At 72.5% G+C, this 25,774-nt stretch carries 22 protein-coding genes; 15 read left to right on the forward strand and 7 right to left on the reverse strand.

Annotated elements, in window-relative coordinates; genetic code table 11:
* Positions 1-50: 50 nt before the first annotated feature.
* From ACZ5CW_RS34635 to ACZ5CW_RS34660, 6 genes are read left to right on the forward strand one after another with little or no spacing between them, the layout of a single operon-like run.
* Positions 51-989, forward strand: coding sequence for a hypothetical protein (locus ACZ5CW_RS34635; protein WP_468608551.1), 939 nt, complete (start codon positions 51-53; stop codon positions 987-989).
* Entirely contained in the window at positions 986-2,008 is a 1,023-nt protein-coding gene (locus tag ACZ5CW_RS34640; RefSeq protein WP_468608553.1) for a DUF4232 domain-containing protein, read from the forward strand. The genes ACZ5CW_RS34635 and ACZ5CW_RS34640 overlap by 4 nt, the downstream gene beginning before the upstream one ends.
* Positions 2,009-2,065: 57 nt before the next feature.
* A complete protein-coding gene (locus ACZ5CW_RS34645) occupies positions 2,066-3,532 on the forward strand; it encodes a 3' terminal RNA ribose 2'-O-methyltransferase Hen1 (protein WP_468608555.1) in 1,467 nt (488 codons plus the stop codon).
* Positions 3,529-6,117, forward strand: a complete 2,589-nt coding sequence (locus ACZ5CW_RS34650) for a polynucleotide kinase-phosphatase (protein WP_468608557.1) — start codon at positions 3,529-3,531, stop codon at positions 6,115-6,117. Before ACZ5CW_RS34645 ends, ACZ5CW_RS34650 begins: the two co-directional genes overlap by 4 nt.
* Positions 6,118-6,160: 43 nt before the next feature.
* Positions 6,161-6,304, forward strand: a complete 144-nt coding sequence (locus ACZ5CW_RS34655; RefSeq protein WP_468608559.1) for a hypothetical protein — start codon at positions 6,161-6,163, stop codon at positions 6,302-6,304.
* A 2-nt stretch (positions 6,305-6,306) separates the two neighbouring features.
* Positions 6,307-7,401, forward strand: a complete 1,095-nt coding sequence (locus ACZ5CW_RS34660) for a DUF5825 family protein (RefSeq protein WP_468608560.1) — start codon at positions 6,307-6,309, stop codon at positions 7,399-7,401.
* 95 nt (positions 7,402-7,496) lie between these two features.
* On the opposite strand, the gene ACZ5CW_RS34665 is transcribed toward ACZ5CW_RS34660, so the two are convergent.
* Both ACZ5CW_RS34665 and ACZ5CW_RS34670 read right to left on the reverse strand, forming a co-directional pair.
* Positions 7,497-8,387 (reverse strand): hypothetical protein, encoded by an 891-nt coding sequence (locus tag ACZ5CW_RS34665; RefSeq protein WP_468608562.1) that lies wholly within the window; start codon positions 8,385-8,387, stop codon positions 7,497-7,499.
* The gene (locus tag ACZ5CW_RS34670) at positions 8,384-9,496 is read right to left on the reverse strand and encodes an SPFH domain-containing protein (RefSeq protein ID WP_468608564.1); all 1,113 of its coding nucleotides are present in this window, start codon (positions 9,494-9,496) and stop codon (positions 8,384-8,386) included. The genes ACZ5CW_RS34665 and ACZ5CW_RS34670 overlap by 4 nt, the downstream gene beginning before the upstream one ends.
* A 129-nt stretch (positions 9,497-9,625) precedes the next feature.
* Between ACZ5CW_RS34670 and ACZ5CW_RS34675 the strand changes: the two genes are divergently transcribed.
* From ACZ5CW_RS34675 to ACZ5CW_RS34685, 3 genes are all read left to right on the forward strand, one after another.
* Positions 9,626-10,849: an arginine deiminase gene (locus tag ACZ5CW_RS34675; RefSeq protein ID WP_468608566.1), complete on the forward strand. Its 1,224-nt coding sequence runs from the start codon at positions 9,626-9,628 to the stop codon at positions 10,847-10,849.
* Between the two features lie 78 nt (positions 10,850-10,927).
* Positions 10,928-11,935: an ornithine carbamoyltransferase gene (argF, locus tag ACZ5CW_RS34680; protein WP_468608568.1), complete on the forward strand. Its 1,008-nt coding sequence runs from the start codon at positions 10,928-10,930 to the stop codon at positions 11,933-11,935.
* Between the two features lie 115 nt (positions 11,936-12,050).
* The gene (locus ACZ5CW_RS34685; RefSeq protein ID WP_468608570.1) at positions 12,051-13,496 is read left to right on the forward strand and encodes an amino acid permease; all 1,446 of its coding nucleotides are present in this window, start codon (positions 12,051-12,053) and stop codon (positions 13,494-13,496) included.
* Here the strand turns inward: ACZ5CW_RS34685 and ACZ5CW_RS34690 are convergent.
* A complete protein-coding gene (locus ACZ5CW_RS34690; RefSeq protein WP_468608572.1) occupies positions 13,456-13,908 on the reverse strand; it encodes an ATP-binding protein in 453 nt (150 codons plus the stop codon). The genes ACZ5CW_RS34685 and ACZ5CW_RS34690 overlap by 41 nt on opposite strands.
* Positions 13,909-14,224: 316 nt before the next feature.
* Between ACZ5CW_RS34690 and ACZ5CW_RS34695 the strand changes: the two genes are divergently transcribed.
* Positions 14,225-15,052, forward strand: coding sequence for an enoyl-CoA hydratase family protein (locus tag ACZ5CW_RS34695; RefSeq protein ID WP_468608574.1), 828 nt, complete (start codon positions 14,225-14,227; stop codon positions 15,050-15,052).
* Positions 15,037-17,400 (forward strand): bifunctional salicylyl-CoA 5-hydroxylase/oxidoreductase, encoded by a 2,364-nt coding sequence (locus ACZ5CW_RS34700; RefSeq protein WP_468608576.1) that lies wholly within the window; start codon positions 15,037-15,039, stop codon positions 17,398-17,400. The genes ACZ5CW_RS34695 and ACZ5CW_RS34700 overlap by 16 nt, the downstream gene beginning before the upstream one ends.
* Here the strand turns inward: ACZ5CW_RS34700 and ACZ5CW_RS34705 are convergent.
* The 3 genes from ACZ5CW_RS34705 to ACZ5CW_RS34715 form a co-directional block, all read right to left on the reverse strand.
* Positions 17,384-18,277: a sulfotransferase family protein gene (locus ACZ5CW_RS34705; protein ID WP_468608578.1), complete on the reverse strand. Its 894-nt coding sequence runs from the start codon at positions 18,275-18,277 to the stop codon at positions 17,384-17,386. The genes ACZ5CW_RS34700 and ACZ5CW_RS34705 overlap by 17 nt on opposite strands.
* 82 nt (positions 18,278-18,359) lie before the next feature.
* Positions 18,360-19,193, reverse strand: a complete 834-nt coding sequence (locus ACZ5CW_RS34710; RefSeq protein ID WP_468608580.1) for a PaaX family transcriptional regulator — start codon at positions 19,191-19,193, stop codon at positions 18,360-18,362.
* A 15-nt stretch (positions 19,194-19,208) separates the two neighbouring features.
* Entirely contained in the window at positions 19,209-20,801 is a 1,593-nt protein-coding gene (locus tag ACZ5CW_RS34715) for an AMP-binding protein (protein ID WP_468608582.1), read from the reverse strand.
* Positions 20,802-21,246: 445 nt separating this feature from the next.
* Here ACZ5CW_RS34715 and ACZ5CW_RS34720 point away from each other — a divergent pair, with 445 nt between their 5' ends.
* The 3 genes from ACZ5CW_RS34720 (at position 21,247) to ACZ5CW_RS34730 (ending at position 23,313) form a co-directional block, all read left to right on the forward strand.
* Positions 21,247-22,380, forward strand: coding sequence for an acyl-CoA dehydrogenase family protein (locus ACZ5CW_RS34720; protein ID WP_468608584.1), 1,134 nt, complete (start codon positions 21,247-21,249; stop codon positions 22,378-22,380).
* Entirely contained in the window at positions 22,377-22,775 is a 399-nt protein-coding gene (locus tag ACZ5CW_RS34725) for a RidA family protein (protein WP_468608586.1), read from the forward strand. The genes ACZ5CW_RS34720 and ACZ5CW_RS34725 overlap by 4 nt, the downstream gene beginning before the upstream one ends.
* A gap of 112 nt (positions 22,776-22,887) precedes the next feature.
* Positions 22,888-23,313, forward strand: coding sequence for a DUF6299 family protein (locus ACZ5CW_RS34730; protein WP_468608588.1), 426 nt, complete (start codon positions 22,888-22,890; stop codon positions 23,311-23,313).
* Between the two features lie 13 nt (positions 23,314-23,326).
* Here the strand turns inward: ACZ5CW_RS34730 and ACZ5CW_RS34735 are convergent, their stop codons facing one another.
* Positions 23,327-24,157 carry a GntR family transcriptional regulator gene (locus ACZ5CW_RS34735; protein ID WP_468608590.1) on the reverse strand — a complete coding sequence of 277 codons (831 nt, stop codon included), beginning with the start codon at positions 24,155-24,157 and terminating at the stop codon, positions 23,327-23,329.
* Between the two features lie 299 nt (positions 24,158-24,456).
* Here ACZ5CW_RS34735 and ACZ5CW_RS34740 point away from each other — a divergent pair, with 299 nt between their 5' ends.
* Positions 24,457-25,737: an extracellular solute-binding protein gene (locus tag ACZ5CW_RS34740; protein ID WP_468608592.1), complete on the forward strand. Its 1,281-nt coding sequence runs from the start codon at positions 24,457-24,459 to the stop codon at positions 25,735-25,737.
* The last annotated feature ends 37 nt before the right edge of the window (positions 25,738-25,774 follow it).

Genomic DNA, 25,774 nt, shown 5'->3' on the forward strand with positions numbered 1-25,774 from the left:
CTGTGGGCTCCATCACAGCGCACATGATCCCGGCCTGGTCGGATGACCGCGTGCGTAAAGTGCTCCCTCTTGCCGTCACCGGCCTGCTGGCCCTGTCGGCCTGCCAGTTCGGCGACCACGACGATCCCGCCGCCGAGGCCCATCGTCTCAACACCATGAAGTCGTTCCCGCTGCACGCCTACATACCGGATCCGTCGTCCGAGGGCGGCAGGACGATCGGCAAGGCGCAGTGGATCCTCGCGAAGCAGTGCATGGTCCGGCTCGGCTTCGCCGGCTTCGCGACGCTCAACACCAGGTCCGTCGAGTCGACGTACCCGGTCCGGCAGGGAACCCTCGCGGGCCGCGGCACGACCGGTGACGACAGCCCTTACGGGGTCGACGACCCCGACCAGGCGGCCGAGCGCGGCTACCACAACCGCCATGAGGAGGACTCCTCCCAGCCCCAGGAATGGGCCGCCGACCAGTACGTCGCCCTCACCGGCACGTTCGGCTCCGGCGACAGCCACTTCGCCCACGGGCACCCCATCCCCGCGGGCGGCTGCCTGGGACAGGCGACACGGAAGATCTACGGCCCTGCGCCCAAGGCGACGAAGGTCAACGGCGTGAAGCTCACCGGCTACTACTCGCTGGCCCTGGAGCTGTGGTACGAGTCCCACAAGACGGCGCGCAAGGACCCGGCCTGGAAGAAGGCCGACCGTGCGTGGGCGGCCTGCATGAAGGAGGAGGGCTTCCGCTACTCCGACCCGGACAAGGCCTCGCTCGACACCGCCTGGTACCGGACCGAGGGGCCGTCGGCCAAGGAGAAGAAGACCGCGGCCGCGGACGCCCGCTGCAAGCTCGACACCGACTACATCGGCACCGTGCACGCCATCGAGGCCGGCGCCCAGAAGACGGTCATCGGCAAGCGCAGGAAGGCTCTGGAGGACCTGCGCGCAGCGGACGAGCGGGCCGTCCAGAACGCCCGGACGATCATCGGCAAGCAGTCGTGAGCAAGGCGGTCCGCGCCGGGAGCGCCGCGCTGACCGCCACCGCCGCGGTCCTCGTCCTCACCGGCTGCGGCTCGGAGCAGGCCGGCTCCGGCAGGGGCGCAGCCGGTGCCGGCGGCCCCGGGGCCGTGACCGCCGACCCGCTGTGCCCGTCCGGCATGCCCCGGTACGGCACCGCCCCGGCCGGCAGCGCGCCGCCCGCGGACGGCACCCCTCCTGCCTCCCGCACCCCGCTGCCCGCCGGCACCCCGGCGGCCCAGGACGGTGTGCGGCTCACCGGCCTGTCCGGCTGGACGTCCGGCCGCCGCGACGACTGCGCGTCCGACCGGTTCGCCGCCGACTTCACCGTCACCAACGACGCCAGGACGGCGATGACCTACACGGTCACCGTCAGCTTCCTGTCGGCGTCCCGGGGCGCCGTCGACACCGTGGACAAGACCGTTGCCGCCGTCCCGCCGGGGCGAACGGTGAAGGGCACCGCTGTCATGGGGGAGCTGCCCACGCGGGCCCCGGCCGTGACCGGCGTGTCGATCCTGAAGGTGCGGAGCGTCCCCGTCGACGAGGCCCCCGTGGCAGGCGGCCGCTGCCCGGCCTCCGGGGTGCGTCTGTACGCCGACCAGGGCGACGCCGCCATGGGACTGCGCGTGGTGAGCCTGCACCTGGAGAACTGCGGCACGCGCGCGTACGGCCTGAACGGCCGTCCCACGCTCCAGGTCCTGGACGCCGACCACGAACCCGTCACCGCTGTGCGCATCGTGCACGGCGAGGAGATCGCCACCGGCACGGGCGCCGACGGCACACCCCAGCCCCTCACCCTCGCCCCGGGCGAGCGCGCCCACGCCGTGCTCACCTGGCGCAACACCACCGAAGCCGGCGACGGCCTCGGCCCCGTCGACGCACCGTACGTGCGCGTGCGCGCGAGGCCGGACGCCCGCCCGGTGACCGTGACACCGGAGCTGGACCTCGGCACGACGGGCAGACTCGGCGTCGGCCCGTGGAAGAAGGACGACACCGGCCGCTAGTGCCGCGCCGCCGAAAACCGGTGGTCACCGGGCCTGGAGGCCGGGAGACTCGGACACGTGTTCCTGACGATCTCCACGAGCGGCGACGCCGCGCACCCGGCGACCGACCTCGGGTACCTGCTGCACAAGCACCCCGACAAGGCGCAGAAGTTCTCCACGTCCTACGGCACCGCCCACGTGTTCTACCCCGAGGCGGACGACCAACACTGCACGGCCGCGCTGCTGCTGGAGATCGACACGGTGGCACTGGTCCGGCGCGGCAAGGGCAAGGGGCGGGGCGGCGCGCCCGACGCGGCGCTCGCGCAGTACGTCAACGACCGTCCCTACGCCGCCTCCTCGCTGCTCGCGGTCGCGCTGAGCGGCGTGTTCTCCAGTGCCATGCGCGGGGTGTGCACCGCCCGTCCGGAGCGTGCCGCCGCCCCCCTGCCGCTGCGCGTCGAGGTACCCGCGCTGCCCGCCCGGGGCGGCCCGGAGCTGGTACGACGGCTCTTCGGACCGCTCGGCTGGGACGTGAGCGCCGAACCCGTCGCGCTGGACAGCGAGTTCCCGGAATGGGGCGACTCGCGGTACGTCCGCCTCGTCCTGGAGTCGCGGACGCTGACCCTGGCCGAGGCGCTGCGCCACCTGTACGTCCTGCTGCCCGTCCTCGACGACGCCAAGCACTACTGGGTCTCCTCCGACGAGGTCGACAAGCTGCTGCGGGCCGGTGAGGGCTGGCTGCCCGGGCACCCGGAGCAGAAGCTCATCACCAGCCGCTATCTCTCCCGCCGCTGGTCGCTGACCCGGCAGGCGATGGAGCGGCTGGAGCTGGTACGGCTGGCCGAGGCCGACGACAGCGAGGTCGAGGAGATCGACAACGCGGTCGAGGAGGAGACGGAGGCGGAGCAGAAGCCGACGCCGCTCGCCGTGCAGCGCCGGGAGGCGGTCGTCGCCGCCCTGCGCGAGTCCGGTGCCACGCGCGTACTCGACCTGGGCTGCGGTCAGGGCCAGTTGGTGCAGGAACTGCTCAAGGACGTGCGGTTCACCGAGATCCTCGGCGTCGACGTCTCCGTGCGGGCCCTCACCATCGCCTCGCGCCGGCTGAAGCTCGACCGCATGGGGGAGCGGCAGGCGGCCCGCGTCAAGCTCTTCCAGGGCTCGCTCGCCTACACCGACAACCGGCTGAGGGGCTATGACGCCGCCGTGCTCAGCGAGGTGATCGAACACCTCGACCTGCCCCGGCTGCCCGCCCTGGAGTACGCCGTGTTCGGGCACGCGCGCCCGCGCACGGTCCTCGTGACCACCCCGAACGTCGAGTACAACGTCCGCTGGGAGACCCTGCCCGCCGGACACGTCCGGCACGGCGACCACCGCTTCGAGTGGACCCGCGAGGAGTTCCGCACCTGGGCGACGGCCGTGGCCGGACGGCACGGCTACGAGGTCGAGTTCGCCCCCGTCGGGCCGGACGACCCCGAGGTGGGGCCGCCCACCCAGATGGCCCTGTTCCACCGCAACGACACCGAGAAGGAGGCGAAGGCAGCATGACCGAGACCCCCACGGGACGGGTCCTCCCCGTCACCGACCTCTCCCTGGTCGTCCTCGTCGGCGCCTCCGGCTCCGGCAAGTCGACCTTCGCCCGCGAGCACTTCAAGCCCACCGAGGTGATCTCCTCCGACTTCTGCCGCGGCCTCGTCTCCGACGACGAGAACGACCAGAGCGCGAGCAGCGACGCCTTCGACGTCCTGCACTACATCGCCGGCAAGCGGCTGGCCGCCGGCCGCCGCACCGTCGTCGACGCCACCAGCGTGCAGCAGGACAGCCGGCGCCGGCTCATCGAGCTGGCCAAGAAGTACGACGTGCTGCCCATCGCCATCGTGCTGGACGTGCCCGAGGAGGTGTGCGCGGAGCGCAACGCGGCTCGTACCGACCGCGCCGACATGCCCCGCCGGGTCATCCAGCGGCACATCCGGGAACTCCGCCGCTCCCTCAGGCACCTGGAGCGCGAGGGCTTCCGCAAGGTGCACGTCCTGCGCGGGGTGGAGGAGGCCGAGAACGCCACCGTCGTCACCGAGAAGCGCTTCAACGACCTGACCCACCTCACCGGCCCCTTCGACATCATCGGCGACATCCACGGCTGCGCCTCCGAACTGGAGTCGCTGCTGGCCGAGTTGGGCTACGCCGACGGCGTGCACCCGGACGGCCGTACCGCCGTCTTCGTCGGCGACCTGGTGGACCGCGGCCCGGACAGCCCGGGCGTGCTGCGCCGGGTGATGTCGATGGTCGGGTCGGGCAACGCGCTGTGCGTGCCCGGCAACCACGAGAACAAGTACGGCCGTCACCTCAAGGGCCGCAAGGTCCAGCACACCCACGGGCTCGCCGAGACCATCGCGCAGATGGAGGGCGAGAGCGAGGAGTTCAGGGCCGAGGTGCGCCGCTTCCTGGACGGCCTGGTCAGCCACTACGTACTCGACGGCGGCAAGCTGGTCGTCTGCCACGCCGGTCTGCCCGAGAAGTACCACGGCCGCACCTCCGGCCGGGTGCGCTCGCACGCCCTGTACGGCGACACCACCGGTGAGACGGACGAGTTCGGGCTGCCGGTGCGCTACCCGTGGGCGGAGGACTACCGGGGCCGGGCGGCCGTGGTCTACGGCCACACCCCCGTCCCGGAGGCCACCTGGCTCAACAACACCATCTGCCTGGACACCGGAGCCGTGTTCGGCGGCAAGCTGACCGCGCTGCGCTGGCCGGAGCGCGAGCTGGTCGACGTACCGGCCGAGCGGGTCTGGTACGAGCCGGCCAGGCCACTGCGCAGCGAGGCCCCCGGCGGGCAGGACGGACGCCCACTGGCCCTGGCGGACGTGCGCGGCCGCGGGGCCGTGGAGACGCGGCACGCGGGCCGGGTGGCCATCCGCGAGGAGAACGCGGCGGCGGCCCTGGAGGTCATGAGCCGCTTCGCGACCGATCCCCGCCTGCTGCCGTATCTGCCGCCGACCATGGCACCCACGGCGACCTCCGAGGCCGACGCCCCCGGCGCAGCCGCTGACGGGCAGTTCCTGGAGCACCCCGCCGAGGCCTTCGCGCAGTACGCGCGGGACGGTGTCACACGGGTCGTGTGCGAGGAGAAGCACATGGGCTCACGGGCCGTGGCCCTGGTCTGCCGGGACGCGAGAGCGGCACGCGAGCGGTTCGGCGTGGAGGGCCCCACGGGCTCGCTGTACACCCGTACCGGGCGGCCGTTCTTCGACGACGAGAAGGTGACCGAGGAGATCCTCGGGCGCCTGCGCTCGGCGATCGACGCGGCCGGTCTGTGGGACGAACTCGCCGGGTCCGGCGGTTCCTCCGGCGCGGGCGACTGGCTGTTGCTGGACGCCGAGCTGATGCCGTGGTCGCTGAAGGCGACCGGGCTGCTGCGGTCGCAGTACGCGGCGGTGGGCGCCGCTTCCGGGGCGGTGTTCCCGGGTGCGCTGGCCGCGCTGGAGGGGGCGGCGGCCCGCGGGGTCGACGTGACCGGCCTGCTGGCCCGCCAGCGCGACCGGGCGTCCGACGCGGCCGCGTTCACGGAGGCCTACCGCCGCTACTGCTGGACCACCGACGGCCTGGAGGGCGTCCGCCTGGCCCCCTTCCAGATCCTGGCCGCCCCCGGCCGCAGCCTCGCCGCGCTGCCGCACGACGAGCAACTGGCCCTCATCGACCGCATGGTGGAGCACGACGGCAGCGGACTGCTGCAGACCACCCGGCGGCTGTACGTCGACACCGGCGACCCGGAGTCGGTGCGCGCGGGTGTCGACTGGTGGCTGGAGATGACCGGCCGGGGCGGCGAGGGCATGGTCGTCAAGCCGGTCGGCGCGCTGGTCCGCAACCCGGACGGGCGGCTGGTGCAGCCCGGCATCAAGTGCCGGGGCCGCGAGTACCTGCGGATCGTCTACGGTCCCGAGTACACCCGGCCGGACAACCTCGCCCGGCTGCGGAAGCGGTTCCTGAACCACAAGCGGTCCCTCGCGCTGCGCGAGTACGCCCTCGGCCTGGAGGCCCTGGACCGGCTCGCGGAGGGGGAGCCGCTGTGGCGGGTGCACGAGGCGGTGTTCGGGGTGCTGGCGCTGGAGTCGGAGCCGGTGGACCCGCGTCTGTAGGCCTCCTCGCACCACGCCCTTGTGCCGCACACAGGCTGTCCATATGGTGGACAGCCGTACGGCACAAGGGCGTTCGTCGGCCGCGACGGGAGTGGTGGACGTGGAGATCAAGAAGGTCGTGGTCCGCGAGGACCAGCCGGGCACGGCCCGCCGGCCGGCGATCCTGGAGAAGCGGCCGACCCGCTGAGCATGCGCGTCCACCTGGTCACGATGCCGTGGCACCCGATCGACCTGCCCTCGCTGCAACTGGGCCTGCTGAACCGCATCGTGCGCCGGGCCCGCCCCGGCGACGCGGTGAGCGAGTTCCACGGCTCCCTGCGCTGGGCGGAGTTCCTGCTGGAACGCTCCGGCGGCCGCCTGCGGCCGGGCGACTATGTGGCCGTCGGCAGCGACACGATCTTCCACGGCCTGGGCGACTGGGTCTTCTCCGGCGCCCTGTACGACGACCCCGGCTGGGGCCTGGCCCGGCTGCGGGACTACGCGGCCGGCCGGGACGTCTTCGTCGACACCGCCGTCGCCATGCGCCCGTACGCCGCCGCCTTCATCGCCGAGTGCGCGGCCGAGGTGCTGGCGGCCGAGCCGGACGTGATCGGGTTCACCAGCACGTTCATGCAGAACGTCCCCTCGCTCGCGCTCGCCCGCGAACTCAAGCGAAGACGCCCGGAGTCGGTGATCGTCTTCGGCGGCGGCAACTGCGACGGCCCGATGGGCCACGCCCTGCACCGCAACCACGTCTTCGTCGACCACGTGGTGCGCGGCGAGGCCGAGGACGCCTTCCCGGCCCTCTTACGCCACCTGGACGCGGGCACAGCGCCCGTGGACGTGCCGGGCCTGTGCTGGTGGGACGGCACCCGGTCCCGCGCCAACACGGAGACCCGGCGGACCGTGGCGCCCGCCGACATCCCCTCGCCCGACTACGACCAGTGGCAGACCGCCCTGGACGCCTCCCCGGTCCAACAGCACGTCCACCCGAAGCTGGTCGTGGAGGGCGCCCGGGGCTGCTGGTGGGGCGAGAGCCTCTACCACCGGCGCGGCCCCGGCTTCGTGACGGTCCTGGACCGGAGGAAGGAGGGCACGGCCGTCCGGCTCACCCTCGACCACCCCGCTCTGCACGCGGCCTTCCTCCGGCTCCTCGAGCCCACGCCCCTCGACGTCCTCGACGCCACCCAGCGGGAGGCCGCCGAACTGCTGGCCGCCGAGCGGCTGGTCCTGGTCTGCGGCGGCTGGGCGGTGGCCCTGCCCCCGCGCGTCCGGCAGTGGCCCGTGCCCTGCACCGCGATCTGACGGCCCGGGGGCTTCGTACGCGGGTGATCCCCCGCCTTGCGACGCACCGCACCGCACGCCGCGGCCCGATCCGGCCCGATCCGAACGAAACCCCCCTAGCCGGCCAGCCGCAGCCGCTGCGCGCACACCCCGATCCGGACCGTCTGTCCCCAGGTCAGCTGGAGCGCGTCCGTCTCGATGCCGTCGCCGAAGGCGATGAGCCGGTCGCACTCCACGGTGACCGTCAGCGCCGCCGCGTTCCGGAGTTCGCCCGCCACCAGGCTCGTACCGGTGGCGGGTGACGGCCACGCCTCCCGGACGAACCACACCAGCCGGTCCTCGGTCGGGGAGGGCAGCGCGAGCCGGCTGCCCCGCTCCTGCCACACCGAGCGGAGCCAGCCGGTCGCGCCGGTGCCGGTCCCCACCAGTACCCCGGAGGAGGCCTGGGCCTCGACGACACCCCCGTCGCCGTCGAGGCCCAGGCGGTAGCGGGCGGTCTGGTGACCGGGCGGGCCCAGGCAGATCTCGTTGAGCGCGACCAGCCGTTCGGTGTCGTCGGCCACCGCCTCGACCATGGTGAGTTCGTCGCACCCCGTTCCCGCCGCCGGCAGCAGCTTCGCCGTGTCCCCCGGGCGGTGCCGTACGAGCACACCGGGGTTGCGGCCGGGGTCCGTGTCGATGCCGACGACCGGCTGCCCCGTCAGGTACTTGGCGACGTTCGCGACCAGGCCGTCCTGGCCCACCACCACGACCACGTCCTCGGGTGCGAACAGGAACCGGTCCAGGTCGCCACGCTCGACCCGGGCCTGGCGCCAGGCCGGGGGCAGCGCCGCCGTCACCTCGGCCAGGGCGTGCCGGGCCCGGCGGTGGCGCTCGGCGACCTCCTCGATGTCCCGGCCCCGCGAGGCGAGGAAGAACGCGGCCTGGCCGTGCGTGCCGTGCCGGGCCACCAGCTCCTCGTACTCGGTCGTCCGGTGCACGAGCACCGCACGCGGGGCGAGGCTCACGCCCGCGCCCCCGGCCGTGTCCCCGTGCCCGTCTCCGCCCCCGCCCCGGCAGAGCCGCCGAGCTTCGCCAGCAGTCCGGTCAGCACGTCCGGCGAGATGGTCACGCTGTCGATGTTCGGCACGTTCTCGGCCAGGCCCATCCCGGCGAGGGCGTGCAGCGTCGCCACGTCGACCTCGGCGTGCACCCGCAGCCACGCGGCCCGTGCCTCGGCCCGCGCCTCGCCCACCTCGCGGACCTGCTGGGCCTCCGCGCCGGCGAGCCGTACCGCCTTGGCCGCCTCCGCCTCGGCCAGCCGCTCGACGCGGGTCGCCTCCGCCTCCGCCAGGCGTACCGCGCGGGCCGCCTCCGCGTCGGCGCGCACGGCGTCCGCGGCCGCCTGCTCCTCGGCCTCGCGCCGGGCGTTCGCACCCCGCTGCTCGACCAACTGCTCTTCGCGCCGGGCCAGTTCGATGCGGCTGGCCAGCTCGTTCTCGGCGATCGCCCGCTCCCGCTCGACGGCCACCGCCCGGCGCTCGTACGTCGCCCGGTCGGCCTCCTGCTGGATGCGCTCCCGGGCCGGGGTGCGCAGCGCCCGCTCCACCTCGGGCTCCGGTCGCACCGCCACCACGCGGACGGCGACCACCTCGATGCCGGTGGCCGGCAGCCGGGGCTCCGCGGCCAGTCCGGCGGCGAGGCGCTCGCGCACCGTGCTCACGCCGTCGGTCAGCGCGGCCGCCAGCGGCGTACGGGCCAGGACGTCCAGCGCGTGCTCCTGGGCCGTCTCGGTGAGCAGGGTGCCGAGCTGCTCGAGCGGGGTGCCGCGCCACGCGCCGGTGTCCGGGTCGATCGAGAAGTCGAGGCGGCCGGCGGCGAGCGCCGGGTCGCCGATGCGGTAGGTCACCGTCGCCTGCACCGTCACGTCCTGGTAGTCGGCCGTCCGGGCATGGAAGGTCATGGCCAGTTCGCGGTCGTCCACCGGGACTTCGCAGAGCGCGGCGGTCAGCGAGCGGAACCAGAAGCTGAGCCCGGGGCCGTCGTGGACCAGCCGGCCGGAACGGTGGTGCCGGATGTGTGCGGTCGGCGCGCCGCGCAGGTGGCGCAAGCCGAGGCGCCGGGTGATGTCGGCCATGAGTCCCCCCTTTTTCGTCACGACGACGATAACCGGAGGGCGGGCTTGTCGTCAAGGGGACGAAAACTGGGGGCCGCGGAAACCGCGGAGGGGCGGGTGAACCCGGGGCGCGATGGTCAGGATGGAGGCATGGGACTCCATGTCGACTCCGAGGCCGGGCGGCTGCGCCGCGTCATCCTGCACCGGCCGGATCTCGAGCTCAAAAGGCTCACCCCCAGCAACAAGGACGCCCTTCTCTTCGACGACGTGCTCTGGGTGCGCCGGGCGCGCGCCGAGCACGACGGGTTCGCCGACGTCCTTCGCGACCGCGGTGTCGCCGTCCATCTCTTCGGCGATCTGCTCGCCGAGACGCTGGAGGTCGCCGCGGCCCGCGCTCTCGTCCTGGACCGGGTCTTCGACGAGAAGGAGTACGGCCCCCTCGCCACCGACCATCTGCGCGCCTCCTTCGACCGGATGCCCCCGGGCGAGCTGGCCGAGGCTCTGGTCGGCGGGATGACCAAGCGGGAGTTCCTGGACGCGCACGCGGAACCGACCTCGGTCCGCTTCCACGTCATGGACCTGGACGATTTCCTGCTCCGCCCGCTGCCCAACCACCTCTTCACCCGCGACACCTCGGCGTGGATCTACGACGGCGTCTCCATCAACGCCATGCGCTGGCCCGCCCGGCAGCGGGAGACCGTCCACTTCGAGGCGATCTACCGGCACCATCCGCTCTTCCGTGAGGAAACGTTCCATGTCTGGTCCCGGGGGCAGGCCGACTACCCCTCCACCATCGAGGGCGGCGACGTCCTGGTGATCGGCAACGGTGCCGTGCTGATCGGCATGAGCGAGCGCACCACCCCGCAGGCCGTGGAGATGCTGGCGCACAAGCTGTTCGCGGCCGGCTCGGCGCGCACGATCGTCGCGCTCGACATGCCCAAGCGGCGGGCCTTCATGCACCTCGACACGGTGATGACCATGGTCGACGGTGACACCTTCACCCAGTACGCCGGGCTCGGCATGCTGCGCTCGTACACCATCGAACCGGGCGTCGGCGAGCGGGAGCTGAAGGTCACCGATCATCCTCCGGAGCACATGCACCGCGCGATCGCCGCCGCCCTCGGCCTCGGCGAGATCCGGGTGCTGACCGCGACGCAGGACGTGCACGCCGCCGAGCGTGAGCAGTGGGACGACGGCTGCAACGTCCTCGCCGTCGAGCCGGGTGTCGTCATCGCCTACGAGCGCAACTCGACCACCAACACGCACCTGCGCAAGCAGGGCATCGAGGTCATCGAGATCCCGGGCAGCGAGCTGGGGCGGGGCAGGGGCGGTCCGCGCTGTATGAGCTGTCCGGTGGAGCGCGAGGCGGTGTGACCGAGCAGGCTGTATAGAAATGCTGACCGTCGTATAGAATTCCAAGGGTCCGTTCACCTGTACCCCTGGAGCGCCCCCATGGCGACAGTCCCGACCGCCCTCGCCGGCCGCCACTTCCTCAAGGAGCTGGACTTCACCGAGGAGGAGTTCCGTGGTCTGGTCGAACTGGCCGCCGAGCTGAAGGCCGCCAAGAAGGCCGGGACCGAGAAGCAGTACCTGCGGGGGCGCAACCTCGCGCTGATCTTCGAGAAGACCTCGACGCGCACCCGCTGCGCGTTCGAGGTCGCCGCCGCCGACCAGGGTGCCCGCACGACGTACCTCGACCCCTCGGGCTCGCAGATGGGGCACAAGGAGTCGGTGAAGGACACGGCGCGTGTCCTCGGCCGGATGTTCGACGGCATCGAGTACCGGGGGGACAGCCAGGCCAAGGTCGAGGAGCTGGCCGCCCATGCCGGCGTGCCGGTCTACAACGGGCTCACCGACGACTGGCACCCCACCCAGATGCTCGCCGACGTGCTCACCATGACCGAGCACAGCGCCAAGCCGCTGCGGCAGATTTCCTTCGCCTACCTCGGCGACGCCCGCTTCAACATGGGCAACTCCTATCTGATCACCGGCGCGCTGCTCGGCATGGACGTACGGATCGTCGCGCCCCGGTCGTTCTGGCCGGGCGACGACGTCGTGGCCCGGGCCCGCAAGCTGGCGGAGCACAGCGGCTCCGTCATCACGCTCACCGAGGACGTCGCCGAGGGCGTCCGGGGAGCCGATTTCGTCGCCACCGACGTCTGGGTCTCGATGGGCGAGCCCAAGGAGGTCTGGGCCGAGCGGATCAAGGCCCTCGCGCCCTACGCCGTCACCATGGACGTCCTGCGCGCCACCGGAACCCCGGGCGTGAAGTTCCTGCACTGCCTGCCGGCCTTCCACGACCTGGGCACCGACGTGGGCCGGGAGATCCACGAGACCTACGGCCTGCGGTCCCTGGAAGTGACGGACGAGGTCTTCGAATCGGCCCACTCGATCGTCTTCGACGAGGCCGAGAACCGGCTGCACACGATCAAGGCGGTGCTGGTAGCCACACTCGCCTGAGCAGCCTTATCCTGAGCAGCCTTATTCTGACCGGCGGCCCGGAGCCACCCCTTCCGCGGCCGCCGCCGCGACCGTACGACGGTCGCCCGCACCACCAGAAACGAGCACCACCCGCATGCCCGCTCCCCGCATCAAGTCCCCCCACCTGCTCGTCGCCGAATCGGGCGCCGACCGCGAGGGACACGGCCTCAAGCGCACGATGGGCCTCTTCCAGCTCATCTGCTTCGGCGTCGGCGCCATCGTCGGCACCGGCATCTTCGTCGGTCTCTCCGACTCCGTCGCCCAGGCCGGTCCCGCCGTCGTCGTCTCCTTCATCCTCGCGGCGCTCACCTGCGTCTTCACCGCCTTCTCCTTCGCCGAGCTGGGCGGCGCGATCCCGGTCTCGGGCTCCTCGTACTCCTTCGCCTACGCGGGCCTCGGCGAGTCCACCGCCTTCCTGGTCGGCTGGTGCCTGCTGCTGGAGTACGGCATCTCCATCTCGGCCGTCGCCGTCGGCTGGAGCCAGTACGTCAACGAACTGCTGCACAGCCTCACCGGCTGGCAGCTCCCGGCCGCCCTCTCCGCCGGTCCGGGCGACGGCGGGGTCGTGAACCTGCCCGCCGTGATCGTCATCGCCATGGCCTCCCTGCTGCTGGTGCGCGGGGTGCGCGAGAGCGCCCGCGCCACCGCCGCCATGGCCGCCGTGAAGCTCGTCATCCTGCTCGCCTTCTGCGCCATCGGCTACAGCGCCTTCAAGGACGGCAACCTCACCCCGTTCTTCCCGGCCGGCCTCGGCGGCATCGGCGCCGGCACCACCGCCGCCTTCTTCTCCTACATCGGCTTCGACGCGATCACCACCGCCGGCGAGGAGGCCAAGAACCCGCGCCGCGACATCCCGGTGGCGATCATGGTCTGCATGGGTCTGGTCACCCTGCTGTACTGCGCGGTCGCCGTCGCCGCCATCGGCGCCATCGGCGGCGACCAGGTGGCCGGCCGGCCCGCCGCGCTGTCGTACGTCGTCAACGAGGTCACCGGCTCCAGCATCGGCGGCGGGGTCATCGCCTTCGGCGCGGTCGTCGCCATCGCCTCCGTGGTCCTCGCCGTGATGTACGGCCAGACCCGCATCCTGATGTCGATGTCCCGGGACGGCCTGATCCCGCGCGTCTTCGAGAAGGTGTCCCCGAAGACCTCCACGCCGGTCGCCGGCACGCTGATCGTCGCCGTGGTCTTCGCGGTCCCTGCGGCCTTCGCCTCCCTCGACGCCGTCATGAACCTGTGCACCATCGGCACGCTCGCCATCATGGCCGTCGTCAACATCACGGTGATCGCCCTGCGCCGCCGCGAACCGGGCCTCGCCCGCAGCTTCCGCGTGCCGCTCTACCCCGTGGGCCCGCTGCTCGGCGTCGCCTTCTGCCTGTACCTCGTCTACGAGACCGGGTGGCAGACCTGGCTCCAGTTCGCCGTGTTCCTCGCGGTGGGACTGCTGGTCTACGTCGCCTACGGGCGCCGGCACTCCACGCTGGCCCGCACCGCCCCCGAGGTCACGCCGGACGCCGCTGAGCAGGAACTGCAGGCAGTGTGAACCACACCGCCTTGCCCGACGGGGTGGGGCGGTGACCGCAGGACGAACTGAGGGCGCGGATCAGCAGCAGACCGCGCCCGCCCTCCTGCCAGACGTCGGGCTCCTCGATCACGGGCCGGGTCAGATGACCGGGCGGCGCCGGATCGGGATCGTGCACCTCGACCTGGCAGCCGGTCGGCAGCAGCTCCACCACCAGCTCTATCGGGCCGCGCCCGGCGGTGTGCTCCACCGCGTTGGCCACCAGCTCCGCCGTCAGCAGCTCAGCGGTGTCGCAGTCCGCCGGATGCTCCACCTCGGTGAGAGCCGTACGCACCAGAGCACGCGCCACCGGTACCGCCGCGGCGGTGTGCGGCAGCGCGATGCGCCAGGAGGCCGATTCGGTGGGGCGTTCGTGCAAGGCGAGTCCGTTCATGGAGCAGGCTGTCCTGCTTTCGACTGTAGGAATGGTACGGGCCCGGCCACGCAAGACCGTCGACGGGCTTCGCCCGGGACCTTCGGCCCCGGTACCGGGCGGCTTACCCCGCCGAACGGCCCGTCTCGCCTCGCGGTGCCCACTGTTACGGCGCTGTCGACGACCGGTGACGCGTGTGACCGGATCCGGCCGATCGGGGCAGGCTTGTCGCGTGCACGTGACGACAGTCACAAACAGGTGATAGCTTCGTGGGGTAGCACCGTGAGGCACCCACCGCTGCAACGTGAGGCACCGCCGCCCTAGGAGGCCGCACGTCATGAGTCCCTTCACCGGCTCCGCCGCCCGCACCCGTGACTGGGAGCACCTGCGCCTCCAGCTCGCCGACGGGGTGGCCACCGTCACCCTCGACCGCCCCGAGAAACTCAACGCCCTCACCTTCGGCGCCTACGCCGACCTGCGCGATCTGCTCGCCGAACTCTCCCGGGAGCGCTCGGCGCGCGCCCTGGTGCTGGCCGGGGAGGGACGCGGCTTCTGCTCTGGCGGCGACGTCGACGAGATCATCGGCGCCACCCTGTCCATGGACACCGCCCAGCTGCTGGACTTCAACCGGATGACCGGCCAGGTCGTCCGGGCGATCCGCGAATGCCCGTTCCCGGTGATCGCCGCCGTGCACGGCGTGGCGGCCGGCGCGGGCGCTGTGCTGGCCCTCGCCGCCGACTTCCGCGTCGCGGACCCCTCGGCCCGCTTCGCCTTCCTCTTCACCCGCGTCGGCCTCTCCGGCGGCGACATGGGCGCGGCCTACCTGCTGCCCCGGGTCGTCGGCCTCGGTCACGCCACCCGCCTGCTCATGCTCGGCGAGCCGGTCCGCGCGCCCGAGGCCGAGCGCATCGGCCTGATCAGCGAACTGACGGAGGAGGGCCACGCGGACGAGGCCGCCGCCGCCCTGGCCCGCCGCCTGGCCGACGGCCCGGCCCTGGCGTACGCCCAGACCAAGGCCCTGCTGACCGCCGAGCTGGACATGCCCATGGCGGCGTCGGTCGAGCTGGACGCCTCGACGCAGGCATTGCTGATGAACGGCGAGGACTACGCCGAGTTCCACGCGGCGTTCACCGAGAAGCGACCTCCCAAATGGAGGGGGCGGTGACCGTGCCCACCCAAGGGGCGCGAGGAACCGCGCGACGAGCCACGACGAACCCGCAGCCGCGAGCGACGCGCGACCACCCCCTTCGGGTGGCGATCATCGGCGGCGGCCCCGGCGGCCTCTACGCAGCCGCCCTGCTCAAACGGTTGGACCCGGCCAGGGACGTCACCGTCTGGGAACGCAACGCCCCCGACGTGACCTTCGGCTTCGGAGTGGTCCTCTCCGACGAGACCCTGGGCGGCATCGAACACGCCGACCCGGTGGTCTACTCGGCCCTCCAGAAGGACTTCGTCCGCTGGGACGACATCGACATAGTCCACCGCGGCACCCGGCACACCTCCGAAGGACACGGTTTCGCCGCCCTCGGCCGGCACCGCCTCCTGGAGATCCTGCACGACCGCTGCCGCTCCCTCGGCGTGGAGCTGCGGTTCTCCACCGACGCGCCGCACCCCGACCTGCTCTCGGAGAGCCACGACCTCGTCATCGCCGCCGACGGAGTCCACAGCGCCACCCGCGAGACCTACGCCCGGACGTTCCGCCCCCAGGTGGCCGAACACCACTGCCGCTACATCTGGCTCGCCGCCGACTTCGCCCTCGACGCCTTCCGCTTCGAGATCGCCGAGACCGAACACGGCGTGATACAGCTGCACGGCTACCCGTATGCGGCCCACGCCTCCACCGTCATCGTCGAGATGCACGAGGAGGTCTGGCGGGCGGCGGGATTCGACGAAGCCGGCCCCAAGGAGTCCGTCGAGCGCTGCGCCAAGCTCTTCGCCGACGCGCTCGGCGGCCGCACCCTGCGCTCCGGCACGTCGGCCTGGACGACCTTCCGTACGGTCGTCAACGACCGCTGGTCGCACGGCAACGTCGTCCTGCTCGGCGACGCCGCCCACACCGCCCACTTCTCCATCGGCTCCGGCACCAAGCTCGCCGTGGAGGACGCGCTGGCCCTGGCCGCGTGTCTCGAGGAACAGCCGGACGTGCCCAGCGCGCTGGCGGCCTACGAGGAGGAGCGCAAGCCCGTCGTCGCCTCCACGCAGCGGGCCGCGCGGGCCAGCCTGGAGTGGTTCGAGAACCTGCGGCTGTACCTCCGTCAGCCGCCCCGCCAGTTCGCCTTCAACCTGCTCACCCGCAGCCGCCGCGTCACCCACGACAACCTCCGCCTGCGCGACGCCCACTTCACCGAGGCCGTGGAGCGCGAGTTCGGCTGCCCGCCCGGAACGCCCCCGATGTTCACCCCGTTCCGGCTGCGCGGCCTGACCCTGCGCAACCGGGTCGTCGTGTCACCGATGGACATGTACTCCGCCACCGACGGCGTACCCGGCGACTTCCACCTCGTCCACCTGGGGGCCCGGGCCCTCGGCGGGGCCGGTCTGGTGATGACCGAGATGGTGTGCGTGAGCGCGGAGGGCCGCATCACCCCGGGCTGCGCCGGCCTCTACACCGGCCGCCAGGCCGAGGCGTGGCGGCGCGTCACCGACTTCGTCCACACCCGGGCACCCGGCACCGCGATCGGTGTGCAGCTCGGGCACTCCGGCCGCAAGGGCTCCACGAAGCTGATGTGGGAGGGCATGGACGAGCCGCTGCCCGAGGGCAACTGGCCCCTCGTCGCCGCCTCCCCGCTGCCGTACAAGCCGGACAGTCAGACGCCGCGCCGGCTCTCCCGAGCCCAGCTCACCGACCTCCGCGAGCAGTTCACGGTGGCCGCCTGGCGGGCCGCCCGGGCCGGCTTCGACCTGCTCGAACTGCACTGCGCGCACGGCTACCTGCTCTCCGGTTTCCTCTCCCCGCTCACCAACCACCGCACCGATGCCTACGGCGGCTCGCCGGAGAAGCGGCTGCGCTTCCCGCTGGAGGTCTTCGACGCGGTGCGCGAGGTGTGGCCGGCGGAACGGCCGATGACCGTGCGCATCTCCGCCACCGACTGGGCCGAGGGCGGTACGACGGCCGAGGACGCGGTGGAGATCGCCCGCGCCTTCGCCGCGCACGGCGCCGACGCGATCGACGTCTCCACCGGCCAGGTGGTGGCGGAGGAGCGGCCGGAGTTCGGGCGGTCGTACCAGACGCCGTTCGCCGACCGCATCCGGCACGAGGTCCGCGTCCCGGTGCTCGCGGTCGGCGCGATCTCCTCCTGGGACGACGTCAACTCCCTGATCCTGGCCGGACGCACCGACCTGTGCGCGCTGGCCCGCCCCCACCTGTACGACCCGCACTGGACCCTGCACGCGGCGGCCGAGCAGGGCTACGACGGCCCCGGTGTCGTCTGGCCCGCGCCGTACCGGGCGGGCAGCCGGCGTCCCCGGACCGGCCGCACGGACGCCCCGCGACCCCGGCTCACGCTCGGCGGCTGAGGTACCCCCACGCCTCGCACATCTCCCGCAGCGGCGTGGGGATCCCCTCCTCGTCGGGCAGCGGGCGCCCGGGCTGCACCGTGCCCGTGCGGATCGCGGCGCGCCAGTCGCCGAGTCCCCTGATCAGTTCGCCCTGGCCCCTCTCGCCGTAGTGCAGCAGGGCGGGCTCGTAGTCGAGGCCGAGGTGGGCGCAGACCCGGCGCATCTGCCGCTCGGGGTCGTCGGTGATGTCCTCGTAGCGCACAGCGAAGGCGCCGGGGGTGCTCGCACGGGCCTCCTCCACGGCCTCCAGGTACCGCAGCGACTCCGCGACGGCCTTGTCGTACGGCCGCTTGACGGGGTCGCTCTCGTGCCAGGAGCGGGCGACGGACTCCGGGTGGCGCAGCAGGAAGACGAACCGCGCGTCGGGCCAGCAGTCCCGGATCCGCCGGTACGCGAAGGCGTTCCCCGGGGTCTTCTCGACGACGAAGTCCTTGCCGGACCTGACCAGTTCGCGGTGCAGGACGCGATCCCACAGCAGATGCTCCAGGTCGCCGCTGCGCAGGTCGAGGGCGGCCATGGCACGCTCGGTGACCTGGCCGGCGCAGCCCACCCGCAGATGGGGCAGGTGCAGCTCGTGCGGGGCGTGCAGCCGCGAGTGGGAGCCCAGCATCATGCGCAGCAGGGTCGAGCCGGACCGCACGGACGAGATGATGAAGACCGGTCGCTTCAGCAACCGCTCGGTGGGCAGGTCCTCGGTCGCCGGACATCGGTACAGGGGCTCGGGAGGCCGGGTGGCGGCCGCCGCGGCCGGGGCCGGGGCCGGGCGGGGAACCTTCCGCACCTGGAGGCCGGTCGTGGCGGTGAGGGCCCGGTTCAGGCTGCGCAGGAGAGTCATGCGCCAGAACGTAGGTACGAACTCTGAGAAGAGGATCGGAGGCGCCTGAAGGTTCCCTTACCGGACGCGGAAGTGGCGCGGATCACCCATCGGCGGGCCGTGCCACCCCGCCCACGAACTCCGCTCCCACGTCGCGCAGTCGCTCGTGCAACGCCTGGAACACCGCCGCCGAGCGCACCCCCGGCCATTGCGCGGGAAGCAGCCGCGCGGGCAGGCCCGGGTCGGTGTACGGCAGGTGGCGCCATGAGTCGAGGGCGAGGAGGTAGTCGCGGTACGCCTCCTCGGGCGGAGTGTCCGCACGGTGCTCCCAGGCGCGCAGGACGGGGGCGTGCACGTCCAGGAAGCGCTCGTGCTCCTTGGCGATCGCGGCCAGGTCCCACCAGCGGGCGACCGCTTCGGCCGTCGGCGCGAACCCCAGATGCTCGCCGCGGAAGAAGTCCACGTAGGGGTCCAGGCGCAGCCGGCGCAGCGTGTGCCGGGCCTCCTCGTGCAGGCGCGCCGGGGCGATCCACACCCCGGGGGCCGCCGTGCCGAAGCCCAGGCCCGCCAGCCGGGATCGCAGCACGTGCCGCTTCTGCCGCTCCGACTCGGGCACGGAGAAGACCGCCAGCACCCAGCCCGCGTCCTCGGGCGGTGCCGTCGCGTAGATGCGGCGGTCGCCGTCGTCCAGCAACTGACGGGCCTCGGGGGAGAGTTCATAGCCCGCCGCGCCGGACTCCGTGCGGGCCGGCAGCAGCAGGCCGCGCCGCTTGAGCCGGGACACCGAGGAGCGTACGGACGGCGCGTCCACCCCGACCGCGGCCAGGAGCCGGATCAGTTCGGCGACAGGCATCGGGCCGGGCAGGAAGCGGCCGTACGCGCCGTAGAGCGTGACGATGAGGGACCTGGGTGCGTGCTGCTCGGTCACGTTGATCATTTTAAGTCGTCGGTATCACTGCCGGTCACCAGTGGTGCGCAGCCGGAACCGCTGCAGCTTGCCGGTGGCCGTGCGGGGGAGCGCGTCGAGGAAGACGAACTCGCGCGGACATTTGTAGGGGGCCAGTTCGGACGTGAGGAACGCGCGGAGTGCCTCGGGGTCGCGCCGGGCCCCGTCGCGCAGGACGGCGTACGCCACCGCCACCTGGCCGCGTGCCTCGTCGGGCCGGCCCACGACCGCCGTCTCCAGTACGTCCGGATGGCGCAGCAGCGCGTCCTCCACCTCCGGTCCGGCGATGTTGTACCCGGCGGAGATGATCATGTCGTCGGCGCGGGCCACATAGCGGAAGTAGCCGTCGGGCTCGCGGACGTAGGTGTCGCCGGTGATGTTCCAGCCGCCGCGCACGTACTCGCGCTGGCGCGGGTCGGCCAGGTAGCGGCAGCCGACCGGGCCGCGCACGGCCAGCAGGCCGGGCTCGCCGTCGGCCACCGGCGCGCCGGCCGAGTCCTGCACGCGCGCCTGCCAGCCCGGCACCGGGACACCCGTCGTGCCGGGCCTGATGTGCTCGTCCGCGGCGGAGATGAAGATGTGCAGCAGTTCGGTCGCGCCGATGCCGTTGATGACGCGAACGCCCGTGCGCTCGTGCCAGGTCCGCCAGGTGGCCGCGGGCAGGTTCTCGCCGGCCGACACACAGCGGCGCAGCGACGAGACGTCGTACCCGTCCAGCGTGTCCAGCATGGCGCGGTACGCGGTCGGGGCGGTGAACAGGATCGAGACGTGGTGCTCGGCGATCGCCGGGAGCAGCTGTCTGGGGCCGGCCTGTTCCAGCAGGAGGGCGCTCGCGCCGGCCCGCAACGGGAAGACGACCAGCCCGCCGAGGCCGAAGGTGAAGCCGAGCGGCGGGCTGCCGGCGAAGACGTCGTCCTGCCGGGGGCGCAGCACATGCCGGGAGAAGGTGTCGGCTGTCGCGAGCACATCCCGGTGGAAGTGCATGCACCCCTTCGGGCGGCCCGTGGTGCCCGAGGTGAACGCGATGAGGGCGACGTCGTCCGCGGCGGTGTCGACGGCCGGGTACGGGGTGGCGGGCGCCGGGCGGTGCAGGAGGTCGTCGGGTGCGTCGCCGCCGTACGCCGTGATCCCCAGCCCGGGTATCCCGGCCCTCGCCAGGTCGTCCACCGCCCGGATGTCGCACAGCGCGTGCCGCACCTGGGCTATCTCGCACGTCGTCGCCAGCTCGTGCGGGCGTTGCTGGGCCAGCACGGTGACCGCGACCGCGCCCGCCTTCAGCACGGCCAGCCAGCAGGCGGCGAGCCAGGGGGTGGTGGGGCCGCGCAGCAGGACCCGGTTGCCGGGGACCACGCCCAGCTGGCCGGTGAGCACGTGCGCGATCCGGTCGACGCGCCCGCGCAGCTCGCCGTACGTCCAGGTGGGCCCGGTCGGGGTGTGGAAGGCCGGGCGGTCCGGGGCGGCGCCGGCCAGGAGTTCCACGGCGCAGTTCAGCCGATCGGGGTAGTGCAGCTCCGGCAGGTCGAAGCACAGCTCGGGCCACTCGTCCGGCGGGGGCAGGTGATCGCGCGCGAAGGTGTCGACGTGGGCCGAGAGGTGCATGGCGGTTCGCCCCCTTGCCGTGACGAGCGTCGTGGCTTCGCCGTTCGAGCGTATCGTGTTGGTGACGGCAGTCAACTGTGCGCGATAACCTCGAGAGGAGGAGGCAAGCCGCGGCGGGCCCGCTCCGGTGAAGTGACGGGATGGGCCGACTCGGCTCGCCTCGCCGGGGAACAGATGCTTCGCCGACCCGCCCCGATAAGCCGAGGGTGGGCCACGCCGGCCCACCCCGCCAGGCGACGGGTGGGGTGGTCCGTCCGGGTGAGGCGACGGGGGGCTGTGATGGCTCGTGTCGGTAAGGCGACGGGTGGGCCCCGGGGGTCCGGACCGTCAGGGAACGGGTGGGTCGCCGTGGTCCGCCCGGTGAGGCGACGGGGTGAGCCGTGTCGGCGTCCCCGGAAGGTGACGGGGGGCGTCGTGTCGGGCGTCCCCGGAGGGAGGACCGGCTGTGCCCGCATTCTCACTCGGACCGGAGCAGAGCGCCTGGTGTGCCGAGCTGCGCACGCTGGCCGCCGAACGGCTGCGCCCGCTCGCCGACAAAGGTGAACCGGGCCGCGTCGACCGGCCGCTGCTCGCCGAACTCGGCCGCCTCGGGCTGCTGGCGCGGCTGTTCACCTCCGGCGCGCTCGACCTGTGCCTGATGCGTGAGTCCCTCGCCCAGGGCTGCACCGAGGCCGAGACCGCCCTCGCCCTCCAGGGCCTGGGCGCCCACCCGGTGCATGCCCACGGCACCCCCGTCCAGCGGGAGCGGTGGCTGCCCCGGGTGGCGGACGGCAGCGCGGTCGCCGCCTTCGCGCTGAGCGAGCCCGGAGCCGGGTCGGACGCGGCGGCGCTGTCCCTCGCCGCCGAGCCGGACGGCGGCGGCTGGCGGCTCACCGGCGCCAAGTGCTGGATCTCCAACGCCCCCGAGGCCGACTTCTACACCGTCTTCGCCCGCACCGCGCCCGGCAGGGGAGCGCGCGGCGTCACCGCCTTCCTCGTCCCCGCCGACCGGCCCGGACTCACCGGCAGCGCACTGGAGATGATCTCTCCGCACCCCATCGGCGCCCTCGACTTCGACGCCGTGCCCGTCACCGCCGACGACGTGCTCGGCGAGGCCGACCGCGGCTTCGCCGTCGCCATGGGCACCCTCAACCTCTTCCGGCCCAGCGTCGGCGCCTTCGCGGTGGGCATGGCCCAGGCCGCGCTCGACGCCACGCTCGACCACACGCGCCGGCGCGAGGCGTTCGACGGAAGGCTGATGGACCTTCAGTCCGTGTCCCACCAGGTCGCCGAGATGGCGCTGCGCACGGAGGCGGCCCGGCTGATGGTGTACGCGGCGGCGACGGCGTACGACGAGGGCGCCCCTGGTGTGCCGGGGCGCGCCGCGATGGCCAAGCTGCTCGCCACGGAGACCGCGCAGTACGTCGTCGACACCGCCGTCCAGCTGCACGGCGCCCGCGCCCTGCGCCGTGGCCACCTCCTCGAGCACCTCTATCGCGAGGTGCGCGCGCCCCGGATCTACGAGGGTGCCAGCGAGGTGCAACGGGGCATCATCGCGAAGGAGTTGTACGCCATGACCCACGACCGGGAGGTCCGGTGACGACCGAGCGCGTCAACCCGTCCGAGCTGTCCCCGCCCACGGGCTTCTCCCACGCCGTGGTCGCGGCCGGCTCCCGCGTGGTGTTCCTCGCGGGCCAGACCGCCCTCGACCCCGACGGCAAGGTCACCGGCGCCACGCTGCCCGAGCAGTTCGAGAGGGCGCTCGGCAACCTCCTCACCGCGCTGCGCGCGGCCGGCGGCACCCCCGCCGACCTCGCCCGGGTCACCGTCTACGCCACGGACGTCGCCGACTACCGCACCCAGGCCCGCCGGCTGGGGCGCATCTGGCGGGACCTGGCGGGCCGGGACTATCCCGCGATGGCGGTCGTGGAGGTCGTCCGGCTGTGGGACGAGCGGGCGCTGGTGGAGCTGGACGGTTTCGCCGTACTCCCGTAGGGCTTCCGAACGGTTGCATGACGCGCCACCGTTGGAGTGACGGTCACCGCCCCCCACCCGGCCGCCCGGTACCAGTGGAGGCCTCCGACCCCACGGAACCGGGAGGCACCCCATGTCCGTACGCCCCGCCCTCGCCGCGGCCCTCGGCGCCGCAGCCCTGCTCTGCGCCACCGTCGGCCCGGCCGGCGCCGAACCCTCCGAGACCATCACCGTCGACCCCGTCGGCCGCATCGCGTCCGACGGCACGATCACCCTCTCCGGCAGCTACCGCTGCACCGGCGGCACCGGACCGGTGTTCGTCAGTTCCTCGGTCAGCCAGAGCGACCCCCTCACCAAGCACGGCATCGGCGGCAGCGACGCCCTGTGCGACGGTGCCGAACACCGCTGGCAGAACTTCGGCGAGGTCTCCTCGGAGGCGCTCGCGGCGGGTGCGGCACACGTGCAGGCCACGCTGATGGAACTGCGGCCCTCGGGTCTGGTGCCGCTGCCGGCCTTCCACGCGGTCACCGAGCAGGACATCACGCTCGAACAGGAGTGAGAGCGCTCCTGGCTCAGGTACCGCTGAGCCCGTCGCGGTCCGGCGGAGCACTCCTGCGCCGGACCGCGACGGGGGACAGGCGCAGGTCCGGGCGGCGCAGCGCGGCCACGAACTTGTAGCGGGAACCGCGGTACACCGAGCGCACCCACTCCACCGGAGTGCCCTCCGCGTCCTTGGAGTGCCGGGACAGCAGCAGCATCGGCAGCCCGACGTCGGTGCCGAGCAACTGTGCCTCGCGCGGGGTGGACAGCGAGGTCTCGATGGTCTCGTCGGCCTCCGTGAGATGGACGCCGTACACCTCGGCGAGCGCCGTGTAGAGCGAGGGATACGTGGCCAGGGACCGGCGCAGGCCGGGAAAGCGCCGCACGGACAGATGGGTCGTCTCGATCGCCATCGGGTCGCCGCTGGCGAGCCGCAGCCGCTCGATGCGCAGCACCCGCTCGCCGATCCCGATGCCGAGCAGTCCCGAGAGTTTCTCGTCGGCGGGGATCTCGCCGATGTCCAGCATCTGCGAGGCGGGCGTGAGGCCCTGGGCGCGCATGTCCTCGGTGTGCGAGGTGAGCTGGAGCGTGCGGTACAGCTTGGGCTGGGCGACGAAGGTGCCCTTGCCCTGGATCCGGTCGAGGCGGCCCTCGCCCACGAGTTCCTGCAGCGCCTGCCGGACGGTGGTCCGGGAGGTGCTGAACCGGACGGCGAGCAGACGTTCCGCGGGCATGACCGAACCGGGCTCGAGCGCCTCGGTCATGGCGAGGAGCTGCTGCTTGATCCGGTAGTACTTCGGCACGCGCGCGGTGCGGCCGGGCGCCCCCCTGCGTGGCTGGGCGCTGCTGACGTCGGTGGTCATGCCTGCCTTCCCGGCTGTGTCGGTGGGCTCCCGTTATAGCGACCAACTGCCCTATGGTCTAGTCCAACTGAACGCTCCGGGCGAAGACCGGACGAAGGGGACGGACGCGCTCCGATGACGTTCTCGTAACGGCCGTAACCGGCTTCCCGGACCACCCTTGACACCCCGAAAGGTCTAGGCCAAGCTCCACGGTACTGGTCTACACCATTAGTGGCCAGGCCCGCCCTACGTGCAACAGCGTCGTACGCAGGTCACCGCCGAGGGCGTGGGGGGTTAGTGGCATCCCTGAGGAGGGTGGCGTGAAGCGCAAGCTTGCGGCCGCGATCGTGATCGCGGGCATGATGGTCTCCGTGTCGGCGTGCGGCGGAGACGACGGGGACGACAGCGGTAAGAACGCGGGACCGGACAGTTTCAAGGGCCAGACGCTGACGGTGTGGGCGATGGACGGCTCCACGCCGGACCAGTGGGTCAAGGACGTGACGGCCGCGTTCGAGAAGAAGACCGGCGCCAAGCTCAAGTTCGAGACCCAGAAGTGGGACGGGATCCAGCAGAAGATCACCACCGCCCTCTCCGAGTCCAGCCCGCCGGACGTGATCGAGGTCGGCAACACCCAGACCCCGGCCTACGCGGCCACCGGCGGCCTCGCCGACCTGAGCGATCTCAAGCAGGAGATCGGCGCCGACTGGACGCCGTCGGTCTCGAAGTCCTCCGTCTACGACGGCAAGCAGTACGCCGCCCCCTGGTACTTCGCCAACCGCGTCGTCATCTACAACAAGAAGGTCTGGGCGAAGGCCGGCATCAAGGACACCCCCAAGACCCGGGACGAGTTCTTCAAGGACCTCGAGGCCATCGGCAAGAAGACCGACGCCGAGCCGCTCTACCTGCCCGGCCAGAACTGGTACTTCTTCGACGGCCTGACCATCGGCCAGGGCGCCGACCTGGTGAAGAAGGACGGCGACAAGTACGTCTCCAACCTCGGTGACGCGAAGGTCGCCAAGGCCATGGAGATCTACAAGAAGTACGCCTCCTACTCCAAGGCCCCCAAGGACAAGGACGAGGCCACCCCGCAGCAGGCCGAGGTCTTCGCCAAGGGCAAGACCGGCGCGTTCATCGGCATGGGCTGGGAGGCCGGCACCGCCGTCACGGCCAACAAGGCCATCGAGAAGGACCTCGGCTACTTCACCATCCCCGGCGAGACGGCCGACAAGCCCGAGGGCGTCTTCCTCGGCGGCTCCAACCTGGCCGTCGCCCAGGGCAGCAAGAAGCAGGCACTCGCCAAGGAGTTCCTGAAGATCGCCCTGTCCGACCAGTACGAGGGCGAACTGGCCAAGCTCAACGGCGTCATCCCGAACAAGGAGTCCCTGGAGAGCAACCTCAAGGGCAACGCCGTCGCCGAGGCCGCCGCTCCCGCCGCCGCGGGCGGTGGCACCACCCCGCTGATCCCCGAGTGGGCCGCGGTGGAGAACACCCCGAACCCGATCAAGTCCTACATGACCGCCGTGCTGAACGGTAAGTCCCCGGCGGACGCCGCCAAGCAGGTCGAGGCCGAGATCAACAAGCGCCTGGCCCAGCAGAACTGATGACCGTGCCGGGGGCGCCGCACGGGCGCCCCCGGCT

Source organism: Streptomyces sp. NPDC031379, assembly GCF_055569615.1.

Coding starts and splice junctions, on each gene's coding strand:
- ACZ5CW_RS34650 (WP_468608557.1), top strand. CDS start 3,529: ATGACCGAGACCCCCACGGGACGGGTCCTCCCCGTCACCGACCTCTCC.
- ACZ5CW_RS34735 (WP_468608590.1), bottom strand. CDS start 24,157: ATGACCACCGACGTCAGCAGCGCCCAGCCACGCAGGGGGGCGCCCGGC.
- ACZ5CW_RS34705 (WP_468608578.1), bottom strand. CDS start 18,277: ATGACTCTCCTGCGCAGCCTGAACCGGGCCCTCACCGCCACGACCGGC.
- ACZ5CW_RS34690 (WP_468608572.1), bottom strand. CDS start 13,908: ATGAACGGACTCGCCTTGCACGAACGCCCCACCGAATCGGCCTCCTGG.
- ACZ5CW_RS34675 (WP_468608566.1), top strand. CDS start 9,626: ATGGGACTCCATGTCGACTCCGAGGCCGGGCGGCTGCGCCGCGTCATC.
- ACZ5CW_RS34715 (WP_468608582.1), bottom strand. CDS start 20,801: ATGCACCTCTCGGCCCACGTCGACACCTTCGCGCGCGATCACCTGCCC.
- ACZ5CW_RS34655 (WP_468608559.1), top strand. CDS start 6,161: ATGGTGGACAGCCGTACGGCACAAGGGCGTTCGTCGGCCGCGACGGGA.
- ACZ5CW_RS34710 (WP_468608580.1), bottom strand. CDS start 19,193: ATGATCAACGTGACCGAGCAGCACGCACCCAGGTCCCTCATCGTCACG.
- ACZ5CW_RS34685 (WP_468608570.1), top strand. CDS start 12,051: ATGCCCGCTCCCCGCATCAAGTCCCCCCACCTGCTCGTCGCCGAATCG.
- ACZ5CW_RS34730 (WP_468608588.1), top strand. CDS start 22,888: ATGTCCGTACGCCCCGCCCTCGCCGCGGCCCTCGGCGCCGCAGCCCTG.
- argF (WP_468608568.1), top strand. CDS start 10,928: ATGGCGACAGTCCCGACCGCCCTCGCCGGCCGCCACTTCCTCAAGGAG.
- ACZ5CW_RS34670 (WP_468608564.1), bottom strand. CDS start 9,496: ATGGCCGACATCACCCGGCGCCTCGGCTTGCGCCACCTGCGCGGCGCG.
- ACZ5CW_RS34695 (WP_468608574.1), top strand. CDS start 14,225: ATGAGTCCCTTCACCGGCTCCGCCGCCCGCACCCGTGACTGGGAGCAC.
- ACZ5CW_RS34700 (WP_468608576.1), top strand. CDS start 15,037: ATGGAGGGGGCGGTGACCGTGCCCACCCAAGGGGCGCGAGGAACCGCG.
- ACZ5CW_RS34660 (WP_468608560.1), top strand. CDS start 6,307: ATGCGCGTCCACCTGGTCACGATGCCGTGGCACCCGATCGACCTGCCC.